This is a genomic window from Amycolatopsis sp. WGS_07 (genome assembly GCF_045278895.1).
GTDB lineage: Bacteria > Actinomycetota > Actinomycetes > Mycobacteriales > Pseudonocardiaceae > Amycolatopsis.
The window spans coordinates 1616714-1635461 of sequence record NZ_CP136053.1 but is presented as its reverse complement, the minus strand read 5'-3'; the positions used below and the strand labels follow the sequence as shown (position 1 = coordinate 1635461).

The window sequence follows — 18748 nt, the reverse complement described above, 5'->3', positions numbered from 1 at the left end:
GACGTTGTCCTGGAGGGGATCGAAGCAAGTGAACGGCAGCAGCGCCCAGTCGCCGGAACAAGCGTGCCAGGCGTTCGTCGACTGGCTTGACCGCCGCGTCGTCGCAGCCGGGCGAGGGGATGGTCTGGACCGCCTGGAGGTTGCCCCGTCGGGAACCTTCTGGCTGGGTCGGCTGGCCTGTGAGGCAGAAATCCAGAAAGCTGCTGGTGACGAACGGTCCGAGCGACTGGACCCCTGTGCTATCGGCATCCGGTTACGCCCGGCAAGCCCCCCGCCGTGGTCGATGACTGTGACGGTACGCGCCAGGGGATGGGTGAAGGATGACAAAGACGGGCCTGATCCGGACAAGCGTTGGTGGCGCACGGACCTCGTCGAAGAAAAGGTGCCCGTGTTGGTCGGTGCCAACGGCGGGTCGTTCGGCTCCGCGCAACTGGCCGCAGCCTTCGCTGCCGTGGGTGCACCGGGTCTGACCGCGGAGATACGCGTCGAGGTGGAGGACTGGCACCAGCGGACCGAAGTGGTGGTGCAGCTGGTTAACACCAGCCCGGAGAAGGGGCTCACCGATTCGCACCTGTACGAGACCGAGATCGAAATCTCGGGTCTGGCAACGGTGCCGTTTCAGATGGAGTCGCTTCCTGACAGCTTCCGCTACGAGCGGGACGTGCCAGCGTACGGAGTCAACGTCGGGGTTGACGAGTTGAAGCCAGGACTCTTCCGCAGCACGGACACCGTCAGCGTGCAAACCAGCAGGCCCACCTACTGGGACGATACCTATGCGAAGCCGGATCTGAGCTTCGCGACCCTAGCCCGTGACCCGTTGCCGCAGCTGGCGAAGCTGGTGGATGCGCTGGCTGAGTACGACGACGCGCACTGGTCGCCAGCCGTGCTGGACAAGCGGCATGATGCCAAGGGCTGGACGGACGACATGCGTGCCGAGGCCGACACGTCGGCGCAGGCCGTCATTGCCGAGCTGGACCGGCTACGTACCGGTTTGGCGTTGCTGGAATCCACGCCGACACTGTTGCGAGCGTTCCAGTTGATGAACGAGGCGATCGGGGACAGCACCCTGGGCAAGTACTCGGACTGGCGACCATTCCAGGTTGGTTTCCTGCTGTCGTCGATCCGGTTCCTGGCCGAACCGGCGGACGAAGCCAAGTATGTCGACACCGTCTGGTTCGCCACCGGTGGAGGCAAGACCGAAACGTACCTGGGGTTGTTGCTGACGGCCGCGTTCTACGACCGGCTCACCGGAAAGATCATGGGTGTGACGGCCTGGTCCCGTTTTCCTTTGCGTTTGCTCAGTTTGCAACAGACTCAACGGTTCGCCGACAGCCTGGCCTCTGCGGAAACCGTGCGTCAGAACCACGAGGTCGGTGGGGCGCCGTTCAGCCTTGGCTTCCTTGTCGGGCAGGCAGGCACCCCCAACAAGATCGTGCCGACAGCGACGGCGAAGGACGACGACGTCACCCCCGACAGCCCGGTGATGCCGGGCAAGTACCAAGTACTGTTGCGCTGCCCGTTCTGCCGTGACGAGAACCTGCGCATGCACTTCAACAGGCAGCGTTGGACGCTCGAACACTGGTGCACCAACAAGAGTTGTCGTTCCGTGAGTCGACCGCTCCCGGTGTACGTGGTGGACCAGGAGGTGTACCGATTCCTGCCGACAGTGGTGGTCGGGACTTTGGACAAGGCGGCGTCGATCGGTATGCAGCAGGCCATGCGTGGACTGGTTGGTCCACCTCGCAGGTTCTGTTCGGAGAAGTGGCACGGGTTCACCTACGCGGACCGCGCGAAGTCGCCGAACGGCTGCCTGGTGCCGAACTGCCAGGGCAGTTTGCAGGAGTTGCCGATGGACCCGAAACGGTTCGCGCCGACGCTACGGCTCCAGGATGAGTTGCACCTACTGCGGGACAGCCTCGGCGCGGTCGATGCGCACTACGAGAGCCTGCTCGATCATCTGCAGCACGAAACGACCGGGAGCCGAGCCAAGATCGTGGCCAGCAGCGCCACGCTGACCGGCTATGAACGGCAGATCGACGTGCTTTACCAGCGCGAAGGCCGGGTGTTCCCACAGCCCGGTCCGCGCGCCGGCGAGTCGTTCTGGACGGTGCCGACCTCCCAGCCGTTGCGCCGGTTCGTTGCCGTCGCACCTCGGGGGTGACTCTCGAACATGTCAGCGATCGCACCCTCGACACGTTGCAACGCTGTGTCAGGGAGTTGATCGACGACCCGGTGAGGGTCTGCTCGGAAGCAGGCGTCGATCCCAAACACGCCGAGATGCTGGTCAGCCAATATGGCACCAACGTCGTGTACGGCTCCACGCTCTACGACGTAGAAGCTGCCGGGCGGAGTCTCGGCAGCAACAACACCGTCGAAGGGATCAACGTCGAACAGCTCACCGGCCAGACTGAGTTCGACGAGGTCCGGGCCATTCTGGAACGTTTGGAGAAGCCGGAGGACGACTTCGCCGAGCGGGTGCACGTGGTCGCCGCGAGTTCGATGCTTTCGCATGGGGTGGACGTCGAACGGCTCAACACGATGGTGATGCTCGGCCTGCCGCTGACCACCGCGGAGTTCATCCAGACGACCGCCCGGGTCGGCCGTACGCGGCCGGGCCTGGTGTACGTGCTGCACAAGATCGGCCGAGAGCGGGATGCTCAGACGTTCCGGCAGTTCGGTCCGTATGTGCGCCAGGGTGACCGGTTCGTCGATCCGATCCCGATCACCAGGCGCAGCCGTCGCGTCCTCGATCTCACGATCGCGGGTGCAGTCGCTGCTCGGACGTTGATGATCCGGGAACCGGCGAGCAAGCAGCGGTTGAGTACGCCGAAGAAGCTGCGCGACTACCTGCGCGCCATCGGGCTGACGCCGCAGGACGAGGCGAACGCGGTCGCGGCGGTGTTCGGCCTCGACGGTGCCGAGGACTCCTTGCATCAGCAGCAGATCGTCGACTGGCTGAAGGAATGGTTTGCCGACCTCGAAGATCCGACCCTGAAGACGAACTTCATTGGCGAGGTCGGGCCGAATCCGCCGATGATGAGCCTGCGGGACGTCGAAGCGACCGCACCCATTCACGATTGAGCTTGGAACGACATGACGATTTTGGGAAGTCGAAGCGGCAGCCAAATCTTGCGGACGTTTCTGCCGGATCAGACTGTCGACCTTCGCGGCGACATCTACCGGGTCACCGAGTGGTCGGCACCCATGTCGATTGAGGTGGACACAGACCGGGTGCGATGGAGTTTGCTGCGCGAGATCGCGGCGTGGACCGCAAAAGACAAAGACAGCGGAGTCGGGGCGGAACTGCTTCGTGGGGCACCGGTTGACGTCGTCGAGTTGGACGAGCGGCGAGGCGTCACCGTCGAACGGTATCCGGAGGTGTGGTTGTGCCGTGCCTGCAAGCGCATTGGTAAATCCCTGAACAGGCCGTGTAAATGCGGACAGCGCCGTTGGGGACAGCTGCATTTTGTCGGTATTCACGACTGCGGCCGGGTCGAAGTTCCGTGGATCCGACGGTGTGCCACACACGACGACGTCAAGGTTGTCATTCCGAAAAGTGCTAAGGCGGCGGACATCACGTTCGTGTGTCCGGAATGCCGCATGACGACGATGAACGGACTAGGGTTCAACCGGCAATGTCCGTGTGGCAACGGCACGTTCCGCTGGAACGTGCACAAGGCGCGCACCGTTTATACGCCACGAGGCATGGTGCTGATCAACCCGCCGCACCCGGAACATCGGGAGAATCTCAAATTGGCTGGCGGTGCCCGAAAAGCGCTGGCGTGGGTGGTGGACGGTCTCGTCGCCCAGCGTCCAGCGGACGTTGTTGCGAAGCAGACCAAGGAAGATTTACTCGCCCAACTGATCAAAGGCGGCATGGACGAGACGTTCGCTGAAAATATGGCGAACATGGCAGCGCAGGGCGGACAACTGGCCAAGCCCGGCGAGCATCCGGTTGATTCCTTATCTGAATCACGCCGAGAGGATGCTGAGCGCGCGGCTGTCGACATCGCCATGGCGCTGGCCGAATGCAGGCAGCAGAGCACCGAGTTGCGCAGCGCCACGGCTGGTGACCAGCTCGATCAGCGCTATCGCAGGGCCTACCCAGCGGCGCTGGCGCGCGCCGGGATCGACGGACTCGACCTGGTCGACCGGTTCCCGGTCCTCACGGCCATGTATGGGTTCACCAGGGGCGACGACAACCCGGCGAAGTGCACGCTGGTGCCGTTCCGTCGGCGTGGAGGCGGTTATCGGCTCTACGGCAACCTAGCGAAGACTGAGGCGTACCTGGTTCGCCTGGACCCGGTGCGGGTGGCGAACTGGCTGACCGGGAACGGCCATGCGCTGGCCGGGTGGCCGGCTGGCTCCACCGATCCTGTGAGGGCCAGGGTGGCGATCCTGGAGTCCGCAATACCGCCGGACAAGAAGGACTCTCAGTCCGCCACTTCACCGGGCGCGGACCTGCTGCGGTTGATCCACACCTATGCGCACCGGTTCATCCGGCAGACCGCGGCGTTTTCCGGCATCGAACGAGACGCGCTGAGCGAGTACCTGGTGCCCGGTCACCTGGGGTTTTTCGTGTATGCGGCGGCTCGTGGTGACTTCGTTCTCGGCGGTTTGCAGGCCGTGTTCGAGTCCAATTTGGACGATTTGGTCACGGCATTTGTGGACACCGAGCACCGATGTCCGCTGGATCCGGGGTGCAGCCGCGGTAGCGGAGCGTGCAGCGCCTGCGTGCACCTTGGTGAGCCGTCGTGCCGGTTCTTTAACCGGTTTCTGAACCGGGGCACGCTGTTCGGCCGCGGCGGTTACCTGCGAATCGGCTCATAACCCGGCGTCGCCGTTTGGTCTCGGCTCAGCAGGCGGACGGTTGGGTCGAAACCGCGGGCCCGGACTAGCCGGTAACGAGCCCGCCGCGATGTCGACCATGTCAATCAGTGATGTAACAACGACCGAGAGGCAGCTGTGACGGCGACGAAGCCCGAAGCCGACGACGATGCGTTCGCGCCTGGTTCGACGGTGCTGATCAGGGGAGAGGAATGGCTGGTCAGCGCGGTGGAAGACACCGCTGACGGGAAGCTCGTGCATGTGCAAGGACTTGGCGAGCTGGTCAGGGACACCAGCGCGTCATTCTACCGCAGTCTCGACGAGATCGTTCCGCTGGAGCCAGCCGACGCTGCAGTCGTTGCCGACGAAAGCCCGCGTTACCGCACTGCCCGGCTGTGGCTGGAGTCGACGACCCGCAAGATCCCGCATCCCATCGGCGAGCAGGCGTTGTCGGTGGCTACAAGGGGGCTCGCCGACGCGTTGAGTTATCAGCAGTCGGCGGTTCGCAAGGCGCTCGATCCAGCAAACCTACGGCCACGGCTGCTCCTCGCTGACGCGGTCGGGCTCGGCAAGACCCTCGAAATCGGCATGATCCTCTCGGAACTGGTGCGTCGTGGGCGAGGCGAACGCATTCTCGTGGTGACGCCCAGGCACGTGCTGGAACAAATGCAGCACGAGCTTTGGTGCCGGTTCGCGTTGCCGTTCGTCCGGCTGGACTCGGCGGGCATTCAGCGGGTGCGGCAGAAGTTGCCTGCCACCCGTAATCCGTTCACCTATTTCAAGCGCGCGATCATCTCGATCGACACGCTGAAGTCCGACCGTTACGTGGCGAGCCTGAGCAAGCAGCGCTGGGACGCAGTGGTGATCGACGAGTCACACAACCTGTCCAACTCGGCGACGTTGAACAACCGGCTGGCGAGGATTCTCGCCCGTAACGCCGAGGCGTTGATCCTGGCGTCGGCCACACCGCACAACGGCCGTGCGGACTCGTTCACCGAACTGCTCCGGCTGCTCGACCCGTCCGCAGTCCCACCGGACGGTCGGCTCGACAAAGACGAGGTCCGCAGGCTGGTCGTGCGCAGGCACCGGCACAGCCCTGAGGTCGCACAGGTCGTCGGTGCCGACTGGGCTCCGCGGCAGGAACCAGAGAATGTGCTCGTCCGGGCGACGGCCGAGGAGAACGCGGTTGCCCGAGAACTCGCGGACACCTGGCTGTGGCCGGGAGCGGGTGGGAGCCCGTATTCGGGACAGAATGCATCGCTGTTTCCCTGGACGTTGGCCAAGGCGTTCCTGTCCTCACCGGCCGCTTTGCGGGAAAGCATTGACGGCAGGCTTGGCAGACTCGGCGACGACGACCGGGCCGCGCGGGAACGCCGGGCTCTGCACGAACTTGCCGAGCTGAACGACAACTGCCGGACCTCGGCGAAGTACCAGCGGCTGGTGGAGCACCTGAAGCGGATCGGGGTCGGCAAGAACAAGCCGGTGCGTGCGGTGGTGTTCGCCGAGCGGTTGGAGACGTTGCGCTGGCTTCACCGCACTCTGCCGAAGGACCTGAAAATGCCCGCCGACGCGGTGGCGTTGATGCACGGCGGGCTCGCCGACGACGAACAGCAAGCGGTCGTCGAGCAGTTCAAACAGGAACAGGCACCGGTGCGGGTGCTCGTCACCGGGGATGTCGCGTCCGAGGGCGTCAACCTGCACGCGCAATGCCACCACCTGATCCACTACGACATCCCGTGGAGCCTGATCCGGATCGAGCAACGCAACGGCCGGATCGACCGGTACGGGCAGAAAAATCCGCCGCTGATCACTGCGCTGCTGCTGGATCCGGACGGTGAGGAGTTCGCCGGTGACGTGCGGATTCTGGCCAGGCTGCTGGACAAGGAGAACGAGGCGCACACTGCGCTCGGCGACGTCGCCTCGCTGATGGGCCACTACGACGTGAAGAGCGAGGAGGACGACATTCGCATGGTGCTGGCTGGCCGCAAGGAACTCGACGATGTGGTCCGCCCGGTCACGGACGTCGCCGCGGGCAACGACCTCACCGCATTGTTCGCCCAGCTCTTCGATACTCCCAGCACATCACAGCCGGAGCCAGGACTGTCGGAGCCGACTGAAACTGGCCCCGCTCTTTACCCGGACGATGTGTCCTATCTGGACGACGCGTTACGTCAGGCGTTTATCGACCCGACCGCGGCACCGGCGAAGGGCGGTGTCGGCTGGCGAAGGGATGTCGGCTTCGGCACCGCGGAACTCGTTCCGCCGCCGGATCTGGCGCAGCGTTTCGATGTGCTTCCGCAGCGATACCTCGCCGAACGCAAGGTCACCGAGAAGCTGGTGCTGGCCACCACCCCGGCGCGCGGCAAGGACCGGCTGGCTGCCGCGTTGCGCGACGCCACGAAGCTGAGCTGGCCGGACGCGCACTATCTCGCGCCACTGCACCCGGTGCTGGACTGGGCGGCGGACCGAGCGCTGGCCGCGTTGGGCCGCAACGAGGTGTTCGCCGTGCGAGGTGCCGTGGACGCGCCCACGGTGCTGCTGGTCGGCACGTTGACCAACAAGCGCGGCCAGGTCGTCGCGGTCGCCTGGCTGACAGCGCAGTTCCCGACTCCGGAGAACCCGTCGTTCGCGTTGATCGCCCCGCATGGCCTCGGTCCGCGACGCGCTGACGGAACTCGGCTGGCACCAGGCGCGTACAAACCCTGGTCCAGTCGACGTCGCGGGCCTGCAAGGACTCGTCGCCCCGGCTGTTCATCAGGCTGAACGCCACCTGCGCACCTTGTTCGAAGCGGCAGCGAAAGATGTGGCGAACCGGGTCGAGCAATGGTCGACCCGGCTGGACCACTGGGACGACGAGGCTGAGGCCCTGATCCAGCGCAGCGAACTCAAAGTCCATCGGGCGACTGTCGACCAGGAGCGGGCGATGGTGGCCGCGATGGCCCCGGACCGGCAACTGGTCCGCCCGTTGCTGGTGGTTGTTCCGGAATCCGAAGGAGAAAACTGATGGCCGGTTCGGATGCGATCGTCGTCGGTGAAGGCTGGATCTCCGAGCACTACTTCAGCGCTGACGCCACCAAGGAGTCCTTTCGCGCGAAGGTGATGGACCGGCGGAAGTTCTGGGACACCGAAGCCGCTGAGGGCCGCGAGACGCCGCGTTCGAAGTTTGTCGGTGCCCGGCAGGATCTTGAGCGCGATTGTGCCGTGATGGCCGAGCTACTCGACCCGTCCGCGCAGGCGGCTGCTCGGGACGGCCGTACCGCCGACGATGTCGCCGGGGACGTGCACGAGCGACTGCTCGACATCCTCGGCTTGACCGGTCACGGCTTGGTGTTCGACCGGACTGGCCCGTTGCTGCGCGTGTCCGCTCCCGGAGTCGAGAAGCATGCTGCGTTGGTGGTGCTTTCCGCTCGCCCGGTTGGCGCGGTGGAGGATCTGCTTGCCCGTGACGCGGTGACGTTGCCGGAACCGGTGCAGCTCACCGAGAACGGTGAGGAGATCAAGTCCGTTGCGCGGCTGACGTCGTCGTTGTTCGTCGCCGAGGAAGCCCCGGAGTTCGTGCTGGTGCTGGCCGGACGATGGGCATTGCTGGCGGAGCGGGAGCGCTGGGCTGAGGGCCGTTATCTGGCGGTCGACCTGCAATTGGTCTGCGAACGCAACGACACCAAGAAGGCCGGCGAGATCGATCGGGCGCTCACTTGCCTGTCCGTGGAGTCGATCGCTCCGGACGCGGAAGGCTCCATCTGGTGGCACGGCGTGCTGGAGGCGTCGGTCAAGCACACGGTGGGGGTATCGAAGGATCTCCGCGACGGCGTTCGCCTGTCGATCGAGATCATCGCCAACGAGGTGCTCGACCGCCGCCGCGCTCGGGGGCTCGATCCGCTTCCCTCCGGCGAGGCGCAGGAGCTGGCGAAGCAGTCGCTGCGGTTCCTGTATCGCATTCTGTTCCTGCTCTATGCCGAGGCGTCGCCCGAGCTCGGGGTGCTCCCGGTGGGTGCCCCGGAATACGATCAGGGCTATAGCCTCGACCGGCTGCGGGAGCTGATCCAGGTGGAGCTGGCCACTCCGCAGGCTCGCACTGGGACTCACTTGTACGAATCCCTCGCGGTGTTGTTCCGGCTGGTCGATAACGGCCATGTTCCGTTGACGAGTGACGACGAGTCGGAGTCGGCGGGCGGACTCACGTTCAATGCCTTGCGGGCCGACCTATTCCAGCCCGCGAAAACCGCGCACATCGATGCGGTGCGGCTTGGGAATGCCGTGTTGCAGCAAGTGCTCACGCATTTGCTGCTCAGCAAGGAATCTCGGGGCAAGGACCGCGGTTTCATTTCCTACGCGGAACTCGGAATCAACCAGCTGGGTGCGGTGTACGAGGGCCTGATGTCCTACACCGGTTTCTTCGCCGAGACCGACCTGTACGAGGTGGCCAAGGGTGGCGACGGGGCGAAGGGTTCCTGGGTGGTGCCGGTCGATCGAGCAGACGGCATTCACAAGGACGACTTCGTGAAGACAGTTGATCCCCGTACCGGGGAGAAACGTCCGGTGCTGCACCCGAAGGGCTCGTTCGTTTTCCGTCTCGCCGGCCGAGAACGCCAGCAGTCCGCGTCGTACTACACCCCGGAAGTTCTCACTCGTTTCACAGTCGGCCAGGCGCTCGAAGAACTCCTCGACCAAGACGGGAAGACGCGCGCGGCGGACATCCTCACGTTCACCGTGTGCGAACCCGCGCTTGGTTCCGGCGCATTCGCGATCGAAGCGGTCCGGCAGCTGGCTGACCAGTACCTCAAACGCAAGCAGGACGAACTCGGCATCCGAATCGACCCGGACGAGTACCCGCGTCGGCTGCAGGAGGTGAAGGCGTACCTGGCCCTGCACAACGTGTACGGGGTCGACCTGAACTCCACCGCGGTGGAGCTAGCGGAGATCTCGCTCTGGTTGGACACTATGGTCTCCGGCCTGTCCGCACCCTGGTTTGGTCTGCACTTACGCCGGGGCAACTCCCTGGTCGGCGCGCGCCGCGCGGTGTACACCCGCAATCAGGTGAGTACCAAGTCCTGGCTCACGAAAATTCCTCGTGACATCCCGCTCGCCTCGCTCGTTGACGACATCGCCAACGATCGGGTCTCAGCCGACGGCATCCACCATTTCCTGCTGCCCGCCGACGGCTGGGGTGCCGCTGCGGACGCGAAGGAAGTCGCCGCGCTCGCGCCGGATACGGCAAAGGCGATGAAGAACTGGCGCAACGGTGTCCGGAAGAAGCCGACTCAGAAGCAGGTGAACGCGCTCACTGAACTCGCGCACCGGGTCGAAGTCCTCTGGCAGATCGCCTACCGCCGGCTGAACATCGCCGAGCAGGAGATCCGGCGGGACATTCTGGTCTGGGGTGCCGACGATCTCCCTGTCGGTGGCGCGGTGAAACGCGAACAGATTGAAGTCGCGTTGACCGATCCGAACGGTGCCTATCAGCGCCTGCGGCGCGTCATGGACGCTTGGGCAGCCCTGTGGTTCTGGCCGCTGACCACCGACACACCGCCCCCGAACCTGGACGACTGGATCGAAGCGCTACAGGCATTGCTCGGACGTAGCCCGGAGATCCGCAAGAAGAATTCGGGCCCGACCTTCGCCCAGGCCGCCGACTGGAACGAACTCAACCAGGCGGAAGACCTCGAACTCACCTTTTCCGGTGCCTGGCCGGCAGAAATGGTCCTCCGTGCTCACCCGTGGTTGGCGGTAAGTGAACGGGTCGCCCAGCAGCAGGGCTTTTTCCACTGGAACCTGGACTTCGCCACGGTCTTCGCCAGGGGCGGCTTCGACCTCCAAGTAGGAAACCCACCCTGGGTCCGCCCCCGCTCCGACGTGGACGCGCTACTGGCCGAAGGCGATCCCTGGTGGCAGCTGGCCGTCAAACCGTCAGAAGAGAAACGAGCGGAGAAGCGCGAAACGACGCTGGCCTTGCGCGGCATCCGTGACTTGGTGCTGGACGGAACCACTGACATCGTCTGCCTAGCCGAATACACTGGTTCATTGGCTCAGTATCCGCACCTACAAGGACTGCAACCCGACCTCTACCGCTGCTTCATGGAACAAACCTGGCGGCACGTTTCGCCGCCTGGCACCATTGGCTTGATCAGTCTTGAATCCCACTTTACTGACGAAGAAGCTGGTGATCTGCGGGCTGCGGCCTATTCTCGACTGAGGCGACACTGGGAGTTTATCAATGAATTTCAACTCTTTGAGATTCAACATCAAAAGCATTACGGCGTGAATATTTATGGCTCTTCGCGAGGGTGTGTAAAATTTCTAAGTGCGGTTTCGATGTATCATCCCGACACGGCCATTCGTTCGCAGGAACACGATGGATCCGGGCCCGAGCCGGGATTTAAGGACCTCGACGGGAACTGGGATCTGAGGCCGCACCGGAGCAGGGTTGCGACGGTCACTGACGACACCCTGGCCACCTGGCACGCGGTCCTCGAATCGGACGACGTTCCGATTCGCGAAACTCGGATGGTCTACGCTGCCAACCGCTCCGCTGCCGCCGTCCTCGATAAGCTTGCCCGCTTGCCGCGAATCGGCGAACTCGACCTTCAGTTCTCTGCTGGTTGGCATGAGAAAAATGACCGAACGAAGGGCTATTTCGAGGCAGAGTGGGGAATGCCGTCGGGGTGGGATGACGTGATCCTGCAAGGTCCGCATCTGTTCGTGGCGACGCCGCTCTACAAGTCGCCGAACGAGACGATGCTGAATCACCTCGACTGGTCGGCGACGGACTTTGAGGCGTTGGCTGCCGAGGCGATACCGGTCACCGCTTACAAACCGCGAGGCAACCGAGTTCGCTACGACCAAAAGTACACCCACTGGGGTGAAGATGGCGAGTGCCCAGCCCGAGCTTGCTACCGCATCGCCTGGCGCAAGATGGCGGCCAATGCTGGCGAAAGAACGCTGATTCCTTCCATTATTCCACCGGGGTCTGCGCACATTGATGGCGTGTTCTCGCTCGGAGTTCCTGGGAAGTCTATGACTGACCTAGCAATCTTGCTGGCGACGATGTCGTCATTGGTGTCTGACTTTTCGGTAAGGGTTGCACCGAAAGCGAATATCCGATTCAGTACCGTTGCACGATTGCCGATGGTTCTCGACTTTGCCTTGCGGGAAGAGTTGATTCTTCGCGTGTTGAGGCTGAACTGTGTTACGGACGCATATGGCGAGTTGTGGCAGGAGTGTTACGCGCCGATGTTCCGCACCGATTCCTGGGCAGGCGGGTATGAGTATGCGCGACGGAAGCCGCTTGGTGGGATTGATGCTGAATGGTCAGCCGAGACGCCTCTTCGAACCGCGGTCGATCGGCGGCAGGGCTTGGTGGAGATCGATGCGTTGGTTGCGTTGGCGCTTGGGCTTACCGTCGCCGAGTTGTGCACGATCTACCGGACGCAGTTCTCGGTGCTCTACGGGTACGACAAGAATGTCTATTACTACGATGTCAACGGGCGACTGGTTCCTAATTCGGTGTTGTCCGTGTGGCGAAAGAAGGGGGAGCGGATGTCCGAGGAGGAGCGGACGGCCACCAATCAGGCTGGGACCACCTACACGTACGAGTTGCCGTTCGTCACGCTGGACAGAGAGCACGACATGCGCGTGGCGTACGCGGAATTCCAGCGGCGGCTTGAGGAGCGCTCGTGAGTGAGCTGCTGCCGACGCTACAGGCAGACCGGATCAGGACCGGTCTCGTCGACTATCTGACTACAACGTTCGGGCTGACTGACGGGGACGCACGCGAAGCGCTCGATCGGTTTCTCTCCGATCCGGACACCGGCATGTTCAAGGGCCCGTACGTCCGCCTCCGCCTCCCGTTCCGGCCCGCCGACGACGGCTGGCGCGACACGCTCGACTGGTACGAAGGCTTCCCGCCTTACGGACACCAGGCCGCCGCTTTCGCTCGGCTCTCGTCGAAAGCCGCTGGACGGGATCGCCGCCCCCTGCCGACGTTGGTGACCACCGGTACTGGTTCTGGAAAGACCGAGGCGTTCCTGTACCCGATCATCGACCACGTCCTGCGCGCCCTCCGTAACGGCGAAAAGGGCATCAAGGCGCTGATCCTGTACCCGATGAACGCACTGGCCAACGACCAGGCGGACCGGTTGACCAGGCTGCTCACCACGCACCGCGAACTCGCCGACGTCACTGCGGCGCTTTACACCGGCCAGGACGGGCCGAAGCGCACCAGTGTGACCAAAGCGGGGCTGATTACCGACCGCGGCATCATTCAGGACACTGCGCCAGACATCCTGCTCACGAACTACAAGATGCTTGACCAGTTGCTGCTGCGCGTCGAGGACCAGGAGCTTTGGCGGCAGTCTGCGACCAGCCTGCGGTACGTGGTGCTCGACGAGTTCCACACCTACGACGGCGCCCAGGGTACCGACGTCGCCATGCTGCTGCGCCGCCTTGGCCTCGCGTTGAAAAGCCACTGGAAAGACGACGACCCCACTATCGACGCCGCCGCGCGACGACGGCCGCTCGGACTTGCCGCACCGGTTGCCACCTCCGCGACATTGGGGGACAAGGGCGACCCGACGGTCATGCTCGACTTCGCTGCCACCGTGTTCGGTGAGGAATTCGACGCCGACGCGGTAGTCACCGAAACCCGGCTCGGCCTCGACGAATGGTTCGCGGGCGCGTACACGAAACATCCCCCGATCCCGCTGGCCGAACTCAAAGTGCCGGACATCATGGGCGAGATCAAGGCGCTCGGGCACGACCCAACCGGGGAGCAACTCGCACACACTGTCCTTGGCGCGCTCTACGGTGTTGGCGCGACGAAGTTCGCCAACGCCACCCCTGAACAGCTCAACGCCGCCTGCCGGGCGCACCCGCTGGTCCACGATCTTGCCCGGCACGCCGAATCCGCGATTGCGCTCGACGAGCTGGCCACCGACGTGCTGGGCACCGACCCGAAGTTCGTCGGCTATGTGCTCGGCGCACTCGGGCATGTTCGTGCCGTTGCCGGCCGAGAAGCGTTGTCGGTGGACTTGCACCAATGGGTGCGCGAGTTGACTCGCATCGACCGGACTGCTGCCGCGACCACCCGGTTCCGCTGGGGCGACGACGGCCCGGCCGTCGCGGATGATGCTGAAGTCCGGCCGTCGTTCCCGGCCATCTTCTGCCGGCACTGCGGCCGGTCGGGCTGGGGTGTCGGGCTCGCCCCAGTCGGCACTAGCCTGGCCGTCGAAGACGACGACATCCGGCGCAATCACGCCGCCCGCGAAGGCCGATTCCGGGCGTTGCTCTACGCGCCAGTCGAAGCTGCCGCCGAGCTGGACAGTGACCGGCCAGTCGACGGACTTACTTGGTTTTCCGTGCGGCACCGGGAATTGCTGACCAGCGTTGCCGAGGACGACCCAGAACTGCGTAACGGCTGGATCTTGCCGGTGCTCACCACCACCGGCCCCGGCGCAGATGCCGACGCAGCCAAGGACACGTGCCCTTCTTGCAGCCAGGAAGACGGTATCCGGTTCCTCGGCAGCGCGATCGCCACTCTGCTATCGGTGTCGCTGTCCACGTTGTTCGGCACGCCAGCCTTGGATGCACGGGAGAAGAAGGCGCTCGTATTCACCGATTCGGTGCAGGATGCCGCACACCGGGCCGGTTTCGTGCAGGCCCGCTCGCATACCCTCACCCTGCGTTCGGTGTTCGCCGACGCTGTCGCCGACGGCCCGCTTGCGCTGGATGCGCTGGTTGACGAGGTGGTCCAACAAGCAGGCGACGATCGGTTCGCCCGCTATCGGATTCTCGCCCCGGACTGTGCCGACCGGGAATCGTTCGTCCCGTTTTGGCAGGCCCCGACGCTGCGCTCGGTGCGCGCGCCCGTGCGGTCCAGGGTGGAGAAGCGCCTAGCACTCGCTGCCGCACTGGAGTTCGGGCTCAATTCACGGACCGGCCGCACGCTGGAACTCACCGGTACGGTCGCCGTCGAGGTGGAAGTCGGTACGTCGCAACGCATCGCCGGTATCGCGCGAGCCGCGCTGGCTGGCACGTCCTGGCAGGAGAAACTCGACAGCCAACCGCGCTCCGACGCAACGATGATCGCCTGGGTCCGTGGTGTGCTGGACCGGATGCGCGCGCAGGGTGCCATCGACCACCCTTGGTTCGCTCGGCTACGGGCCGAGGACGGCCACGACTGGTCGATCTGGGGCGGCCGACCGCGCAGCGAGGGCATGCCCGCATTCCCCCGGACCCGGCCCGCCCCCGCATATCCGAGGGTCGGTGGGACCGGCGCGACCGGGCGTGGTGTCGACGCAGTCACCGGATCCCAATCCTGGTACGCCCGCTGGACCAGCCGCGTACTCGACGTATCCCCGCTCGACGGCGGACGGCTGGCCAAGCTGTTGTTCGATCGGCTCGCCCGCGACGGCGTCTTGTCCACCACTATCAGTGACAACGGCGCGATCGTCTACGCCATCCCCACTGCGGGGGTGGTGGTCTCGCCTGCCGACTCCGAGCCCCGGCTGCTGGTATGCGACACCTGCCGCGCCGTGACGCCTGGCTCGTCAGCCACGGTGGACCAGCTGCTCGCGGCGCCCTGCTTGCACGTCCGTTGCCGTGGTCGATTGCGGGAGGAGGAGTCGTCGGACAACTTCTACCGGCGTCTTTACACGTCACCGGACATGCGCCGCGTCGTCGCCCGTGAACACACCAGCCTGCTCGACGACGAGACCCGGCAGTCCTACGAGGACGGGTTCCGCAACGCGGCAGGCAGTCCGCAAGCACCGAACGTGCTGGTCGCGACGCCGACGCTGGAGATGGGTATCGACATCGGCGACCTGTCCGCGGTGTTTCTGGCTTCGTTGCCGCGCACCGTGGCCTCCTATCTGCAACGCGTCGGCCGCGCCGGGCGGCTCACCGGCAATGCGTTGAACCTGGCGTTCGTCACCGGACGTGGTGACCAGCTGCCCAAGATCGGCGATCCGCTGTCTGTCGTGGACGGCGAGGTTCGCCCGCCCGCCACTTACCTTGCCGCGGAAGAGATCCTGCGCCGCCAATACATCGCATACCTCGCCGACGGGTTCGCCCGCGATCCCCGGCGCCCGCACCCGCGCACCGCGATCGGCGCGATCGGGTCGGACAGACCAGGTACCTTCCTTGGCGAACTCGTCCGGCATGCTGAGCGGGGTGCGGACGAGCGCCTTGCCGCGTTCACAGCGACCTTCGCAAACCTGCCTGACGACGTCGTCGAGGAACTACGCGAGTGGCTTCGGCCAAGCTCCGGGCAGGCAACGAGCGGCTTCGCCGCACACGTGCACGCCGCAAGCGAACGCTGGCAGGCCACAGTGGGCACGTTGCAACAACGGGCGGAAGCGATTACCGAGTTGCTGCCGGATCTCGAAGCCAGGGTTGCTTCCCCCGCCGCCACCGACGACGACAAACAAGCGCTGCGTTCGGCGAAAGCCACAGCGAAGCTCACCGCCGGGCAGCTCGGGCACCTGCGCGGCACCTACTGGATCAGCGTGCTGGAGGAGTACGGACTATTCCCCAACTACACGCTGCTTGACGACTCGGTCACCCTCGACGTCGGGTTGTCCTGGACGGACCCGGACACCGGCGCGCACGAATACGGCTCAGCCCAGTTCAATCGCGGTTCCGCGCTGGCGCTGCGTGATTTCGCTCCCGGTGCCACGTTCTACGCTCGAGGCTGGGAGATCACCATCGATGCGGTGGACCTGGGCCTCGACGGCGCGTCCATTCGTACCTGGGCGTTCTGCCCATCCTGTGGCTATGCTGCGGACGTCGCCGAGACCGGCCGCGACCTGCCCGTCCCGCCGTGTCCCCGATGCGGCAGCCGGGGCATTTCGGACACCGGGCAACGCCTCGACATGGTCGAGCTGACCAGGGTCTCCGCGGAGGTCCGGCGGGACGAAGTGGCGATCTCCGACCGTCGTGACGACCGTGACCGGGCTGCGTTCCATATCGTCACCGCCGCCGACATCGACCCGGCGAACGCGGTGCGTCGCTGGTTTGTCGAGGACACCGGGCTCGGCTGTACCTACCTGCGCAGCGTTGACCTGCGCTGGATCAATCTTGGCTCACCCGGACAGGGCGTCACCCGCACGATCAGCGGTGAGGAGCGGCAGGGCCTGCTGTTCCGGGTGTGCTCCGGATGCGGGAAGAAGGACACCGAGACCGGTCGTAACCGGCCGCACGAGCACCGGCCCTGGTGTCCTTATCGGACGGCGACGGACGAGGTGACCAGCACCATCGCATTGTCCAGAACGTTGCGCACTCAGGGGCTGCTGATCAGGCTGCCACGCGTGGTCACCCTTGGTGACGACTTCGCGGTTCCCAGCATCGGTGCTGCGCTGCTGCTCGGATTGCGCGAAAGCCTGGGTGGTCACCCAGACCACATCCAGGTCGAGTTCGTGGTGGACCCTACGCACTCGGACGGCACCGACAATCACGACGCGATCCTGCTGCACGACGTGGTGCCCGGCGGTACCGGTTATCTCTCCGAAACCGCCGACCCGGAGCGGCTGCGTGAGTTGCTGGTGCTTGCCTGGCAACGGGTTCGTGAGTGCGAATGCAGGCATGAGCAACGTCTGGCCTGCCATCGCTGTCTGCTGCCGTTCGTGGCTCCTGGGATGGTCCGCCGAGCGTCCAGGTCGTCGGCGGAGCGGCACCTGCGCACCCTGCTCGGCTTGCCTGACGACGCGTCGACCGCAGACGGAACGACCTGGACGGTGACCGAAGTGGCACCACACGAGGAACCGGAATCCCATCTGGAGCGTGCGTTCCACCGGCTGTTCGTCGGCAAGCTCCGCCGCGCGGGTGCCACCGTCACCGAGACTCCCGGTCCCACCGGGAACGTCGTCCGGTTCACCTTGCCCGGCGGGCACCGGCAATGGACGCTGACCCCGCAAGCTAATGTGGTCGACTCCCGACCGGACTTTCTTCTGCACACCAACGACATGAACGTTCCGGACGTCGCGATCTTCACTGACGGCCGGGCCTACCATGCCACGTCGACCTGCAACCGGCTTGCCGACGACGCCGCGAAACGCGCGAATTTGCGCGACGCAGGCGTGCTCGTCGTCGCCGTCACCGTGGCTGACCTCGGCCCGACCGAGCAGCCGCCCTGGTACCACCCGGATCTGGCGGGAAGTTTCCTGAATGTGCCGCAGTTCCAGGCACCGCCGGAGGCGTACCGGGCACTCGGGCGCAGCCCGGTGGATTGGCTGGTCGACTGGGTGCTCGCGCCGGCACTGGACGCTGTTCGCGCCGTCAGCCGGGCGGTGCCAATGTTCCTGTCCCGCGGCGCTCAACCGGTTACCGTCCCCGACACCGTCGCCCTTGAGGTCGTTGCCAGAGCGGTCCTGCTCGACGAACACCTCCCCGTTGGCGATCGCAAGGTTCACCTCTACCGGGCGGGGGCGCTCGCCGCCGTCGTCGAGATGCTGCCGACCATGGTGGTGCAAGTGGCGGTCGTGCTGGACGACCGCGACGAGGCGTTGGAAGATGCGCACGCCGATGCGTGGCGTGGTTGGCTGCGGCTGGCCAACGCGCTTTCCGCGCGTGACTGGCCGACAGTGATCACCACGACCAGTCAGGTCACCCCGGTGGCGACACTGGTGGCGGAACCAACTCGGGAAGACAGGCCACTCGGTGTCTGGGCGGACGTATACGACGCTGCCACGTCGGACCTCGAACGCAAGATCATCACTCAGCTTGCCGCGCATGGCGGAATTGCGCCACCCGCGATCGGCACCGAGGGCCCCGACGGGATCATGCTCGATGTCAGCTGGCCGGCACAGCGCGTCGCTGTTGCCTTCGATCACACGCCCCAGCGGGACCGAGAGGACTTGATCGCGGCCGGATGGCAAGTCGTGGAAGCCGAACTCGAACGTATCGTCGACGCACTCGCAGCAGCATAGAA

At 64.9% G+C, this 18748-nt stretch carries 7 protein-coding genes; all 7 read left to right on the top strand.

The genetic code is table 11. The features are described 5' to 3' along the window. The first annotated feature begins 28 nt into the window (after window positions 1–28). The 7 genes from RPX00_RS07410 (at window position 29) to RPX00_RS07380 (ending at window position 18746) form a co-directional block, all read left to right on the top strand. Window positions 29–2161, top strand: coding sequence for a hypothetical protein (locus RPX00_RS07410; RefSeq protein ID WP_406638723.1), 2133 nt, complete (start codon window positions 29–31; stop codon window positions 2159–2161). Beyond that, window positions 2158–3081: a helicase-related protein gene (locus tag RPX00_RS07405; RefSeq protein ID WP_406638722.1), complete on the top strand. Its 924-nt coding sequence runs from the start codon at window positions 2158–2160 to the stop codon at window positions 3079–3081. Before RPX00_RS07410 ends, RPX00_RS07405 begins: the two co-directional genes overlap by 4 nt. A 12-nt stretch (window positions 3082–3093) precedes the next feature. Beyond that, complete coding sequence (locus RPX00_RS07400) at window positions 3094–4830, top strand: hypothetical protein (protein ID WP_406638721.1); 1737 nt, start codon at window positions 3094–3096, stop codon at window positions 4828–4830. A 135-nt stretch (window positions 4831–4965) separates the two neighbouring features. After that, window positions 4966–7590 carry a helicase-related protein gene (locus RPX00_RS07395; protein WP_406638720.1) on the top strand — a complete coding sequence of 875 codons (2625 nt, stop codon included), beginning with the start codon at window positions 4966–4968 and terminating at the stop codon, window positions 7588–7590. Window positions 7591–7606: 16 nt separating this feature from the next. Next, window positions 7607–7831, top strand: a complete 225-nt coding sequence (locus RPX00_RS07390) for a hypothetical protein (RefSeq protein WP_406638719.1) — start codon at window positions 7607–7609, stop codon at window positions 7829–7831. Beyond that, window positions 7831–12504 carry an Eco57I restriction-modification methylase domain-containing protein gene (locus tag RPX00_RS07385; protein ID WP_406638718.1) on the top strand — a complete coding sequence of 1558 codons (4674 nt, stop codon included), beginning with the start codon at window positions 7831–7833 and terminating at the stop codon, window positions 12502–12504. Before RPX00_RS07390 ends, RPX00_RS07385 begins: the two co-directional genes overlap by 1 nt. Next, complete coding sequence (locus RPX00_RS07380; protein ID WP_406638716.1) at window positions 12501–18746, top strand: DEAD/DEAH box helicase; 6246 nt, start codon at window positions 12501–12503, stop codon at window positions 18744–18746. Before RPX00_RS07385 ends, RPX00_RS07380 begins: the two co-directional genes overlap by 4 nt. Window positions 18747–18748 lie beyond the last annotated feature (2 nt).

Excerpts from the sequence above, each read along its gene's own strand:
- RPX00_RS07385 (WP_406638718.1), top strand. The coding sequence starts at position 7,831 with ATGGCCGGTTCGGATGCGATCGTCGTCGGTGAAGGCTGGATCTCCGAG.
- RPX00_RS07400 (WP_406638721.1), top strand. The coding sequence starts at position 3,094 with ATGACGATTTTGGGAAGTCGAAGCGGCAGCCAAATCTTGCGGACGTTT.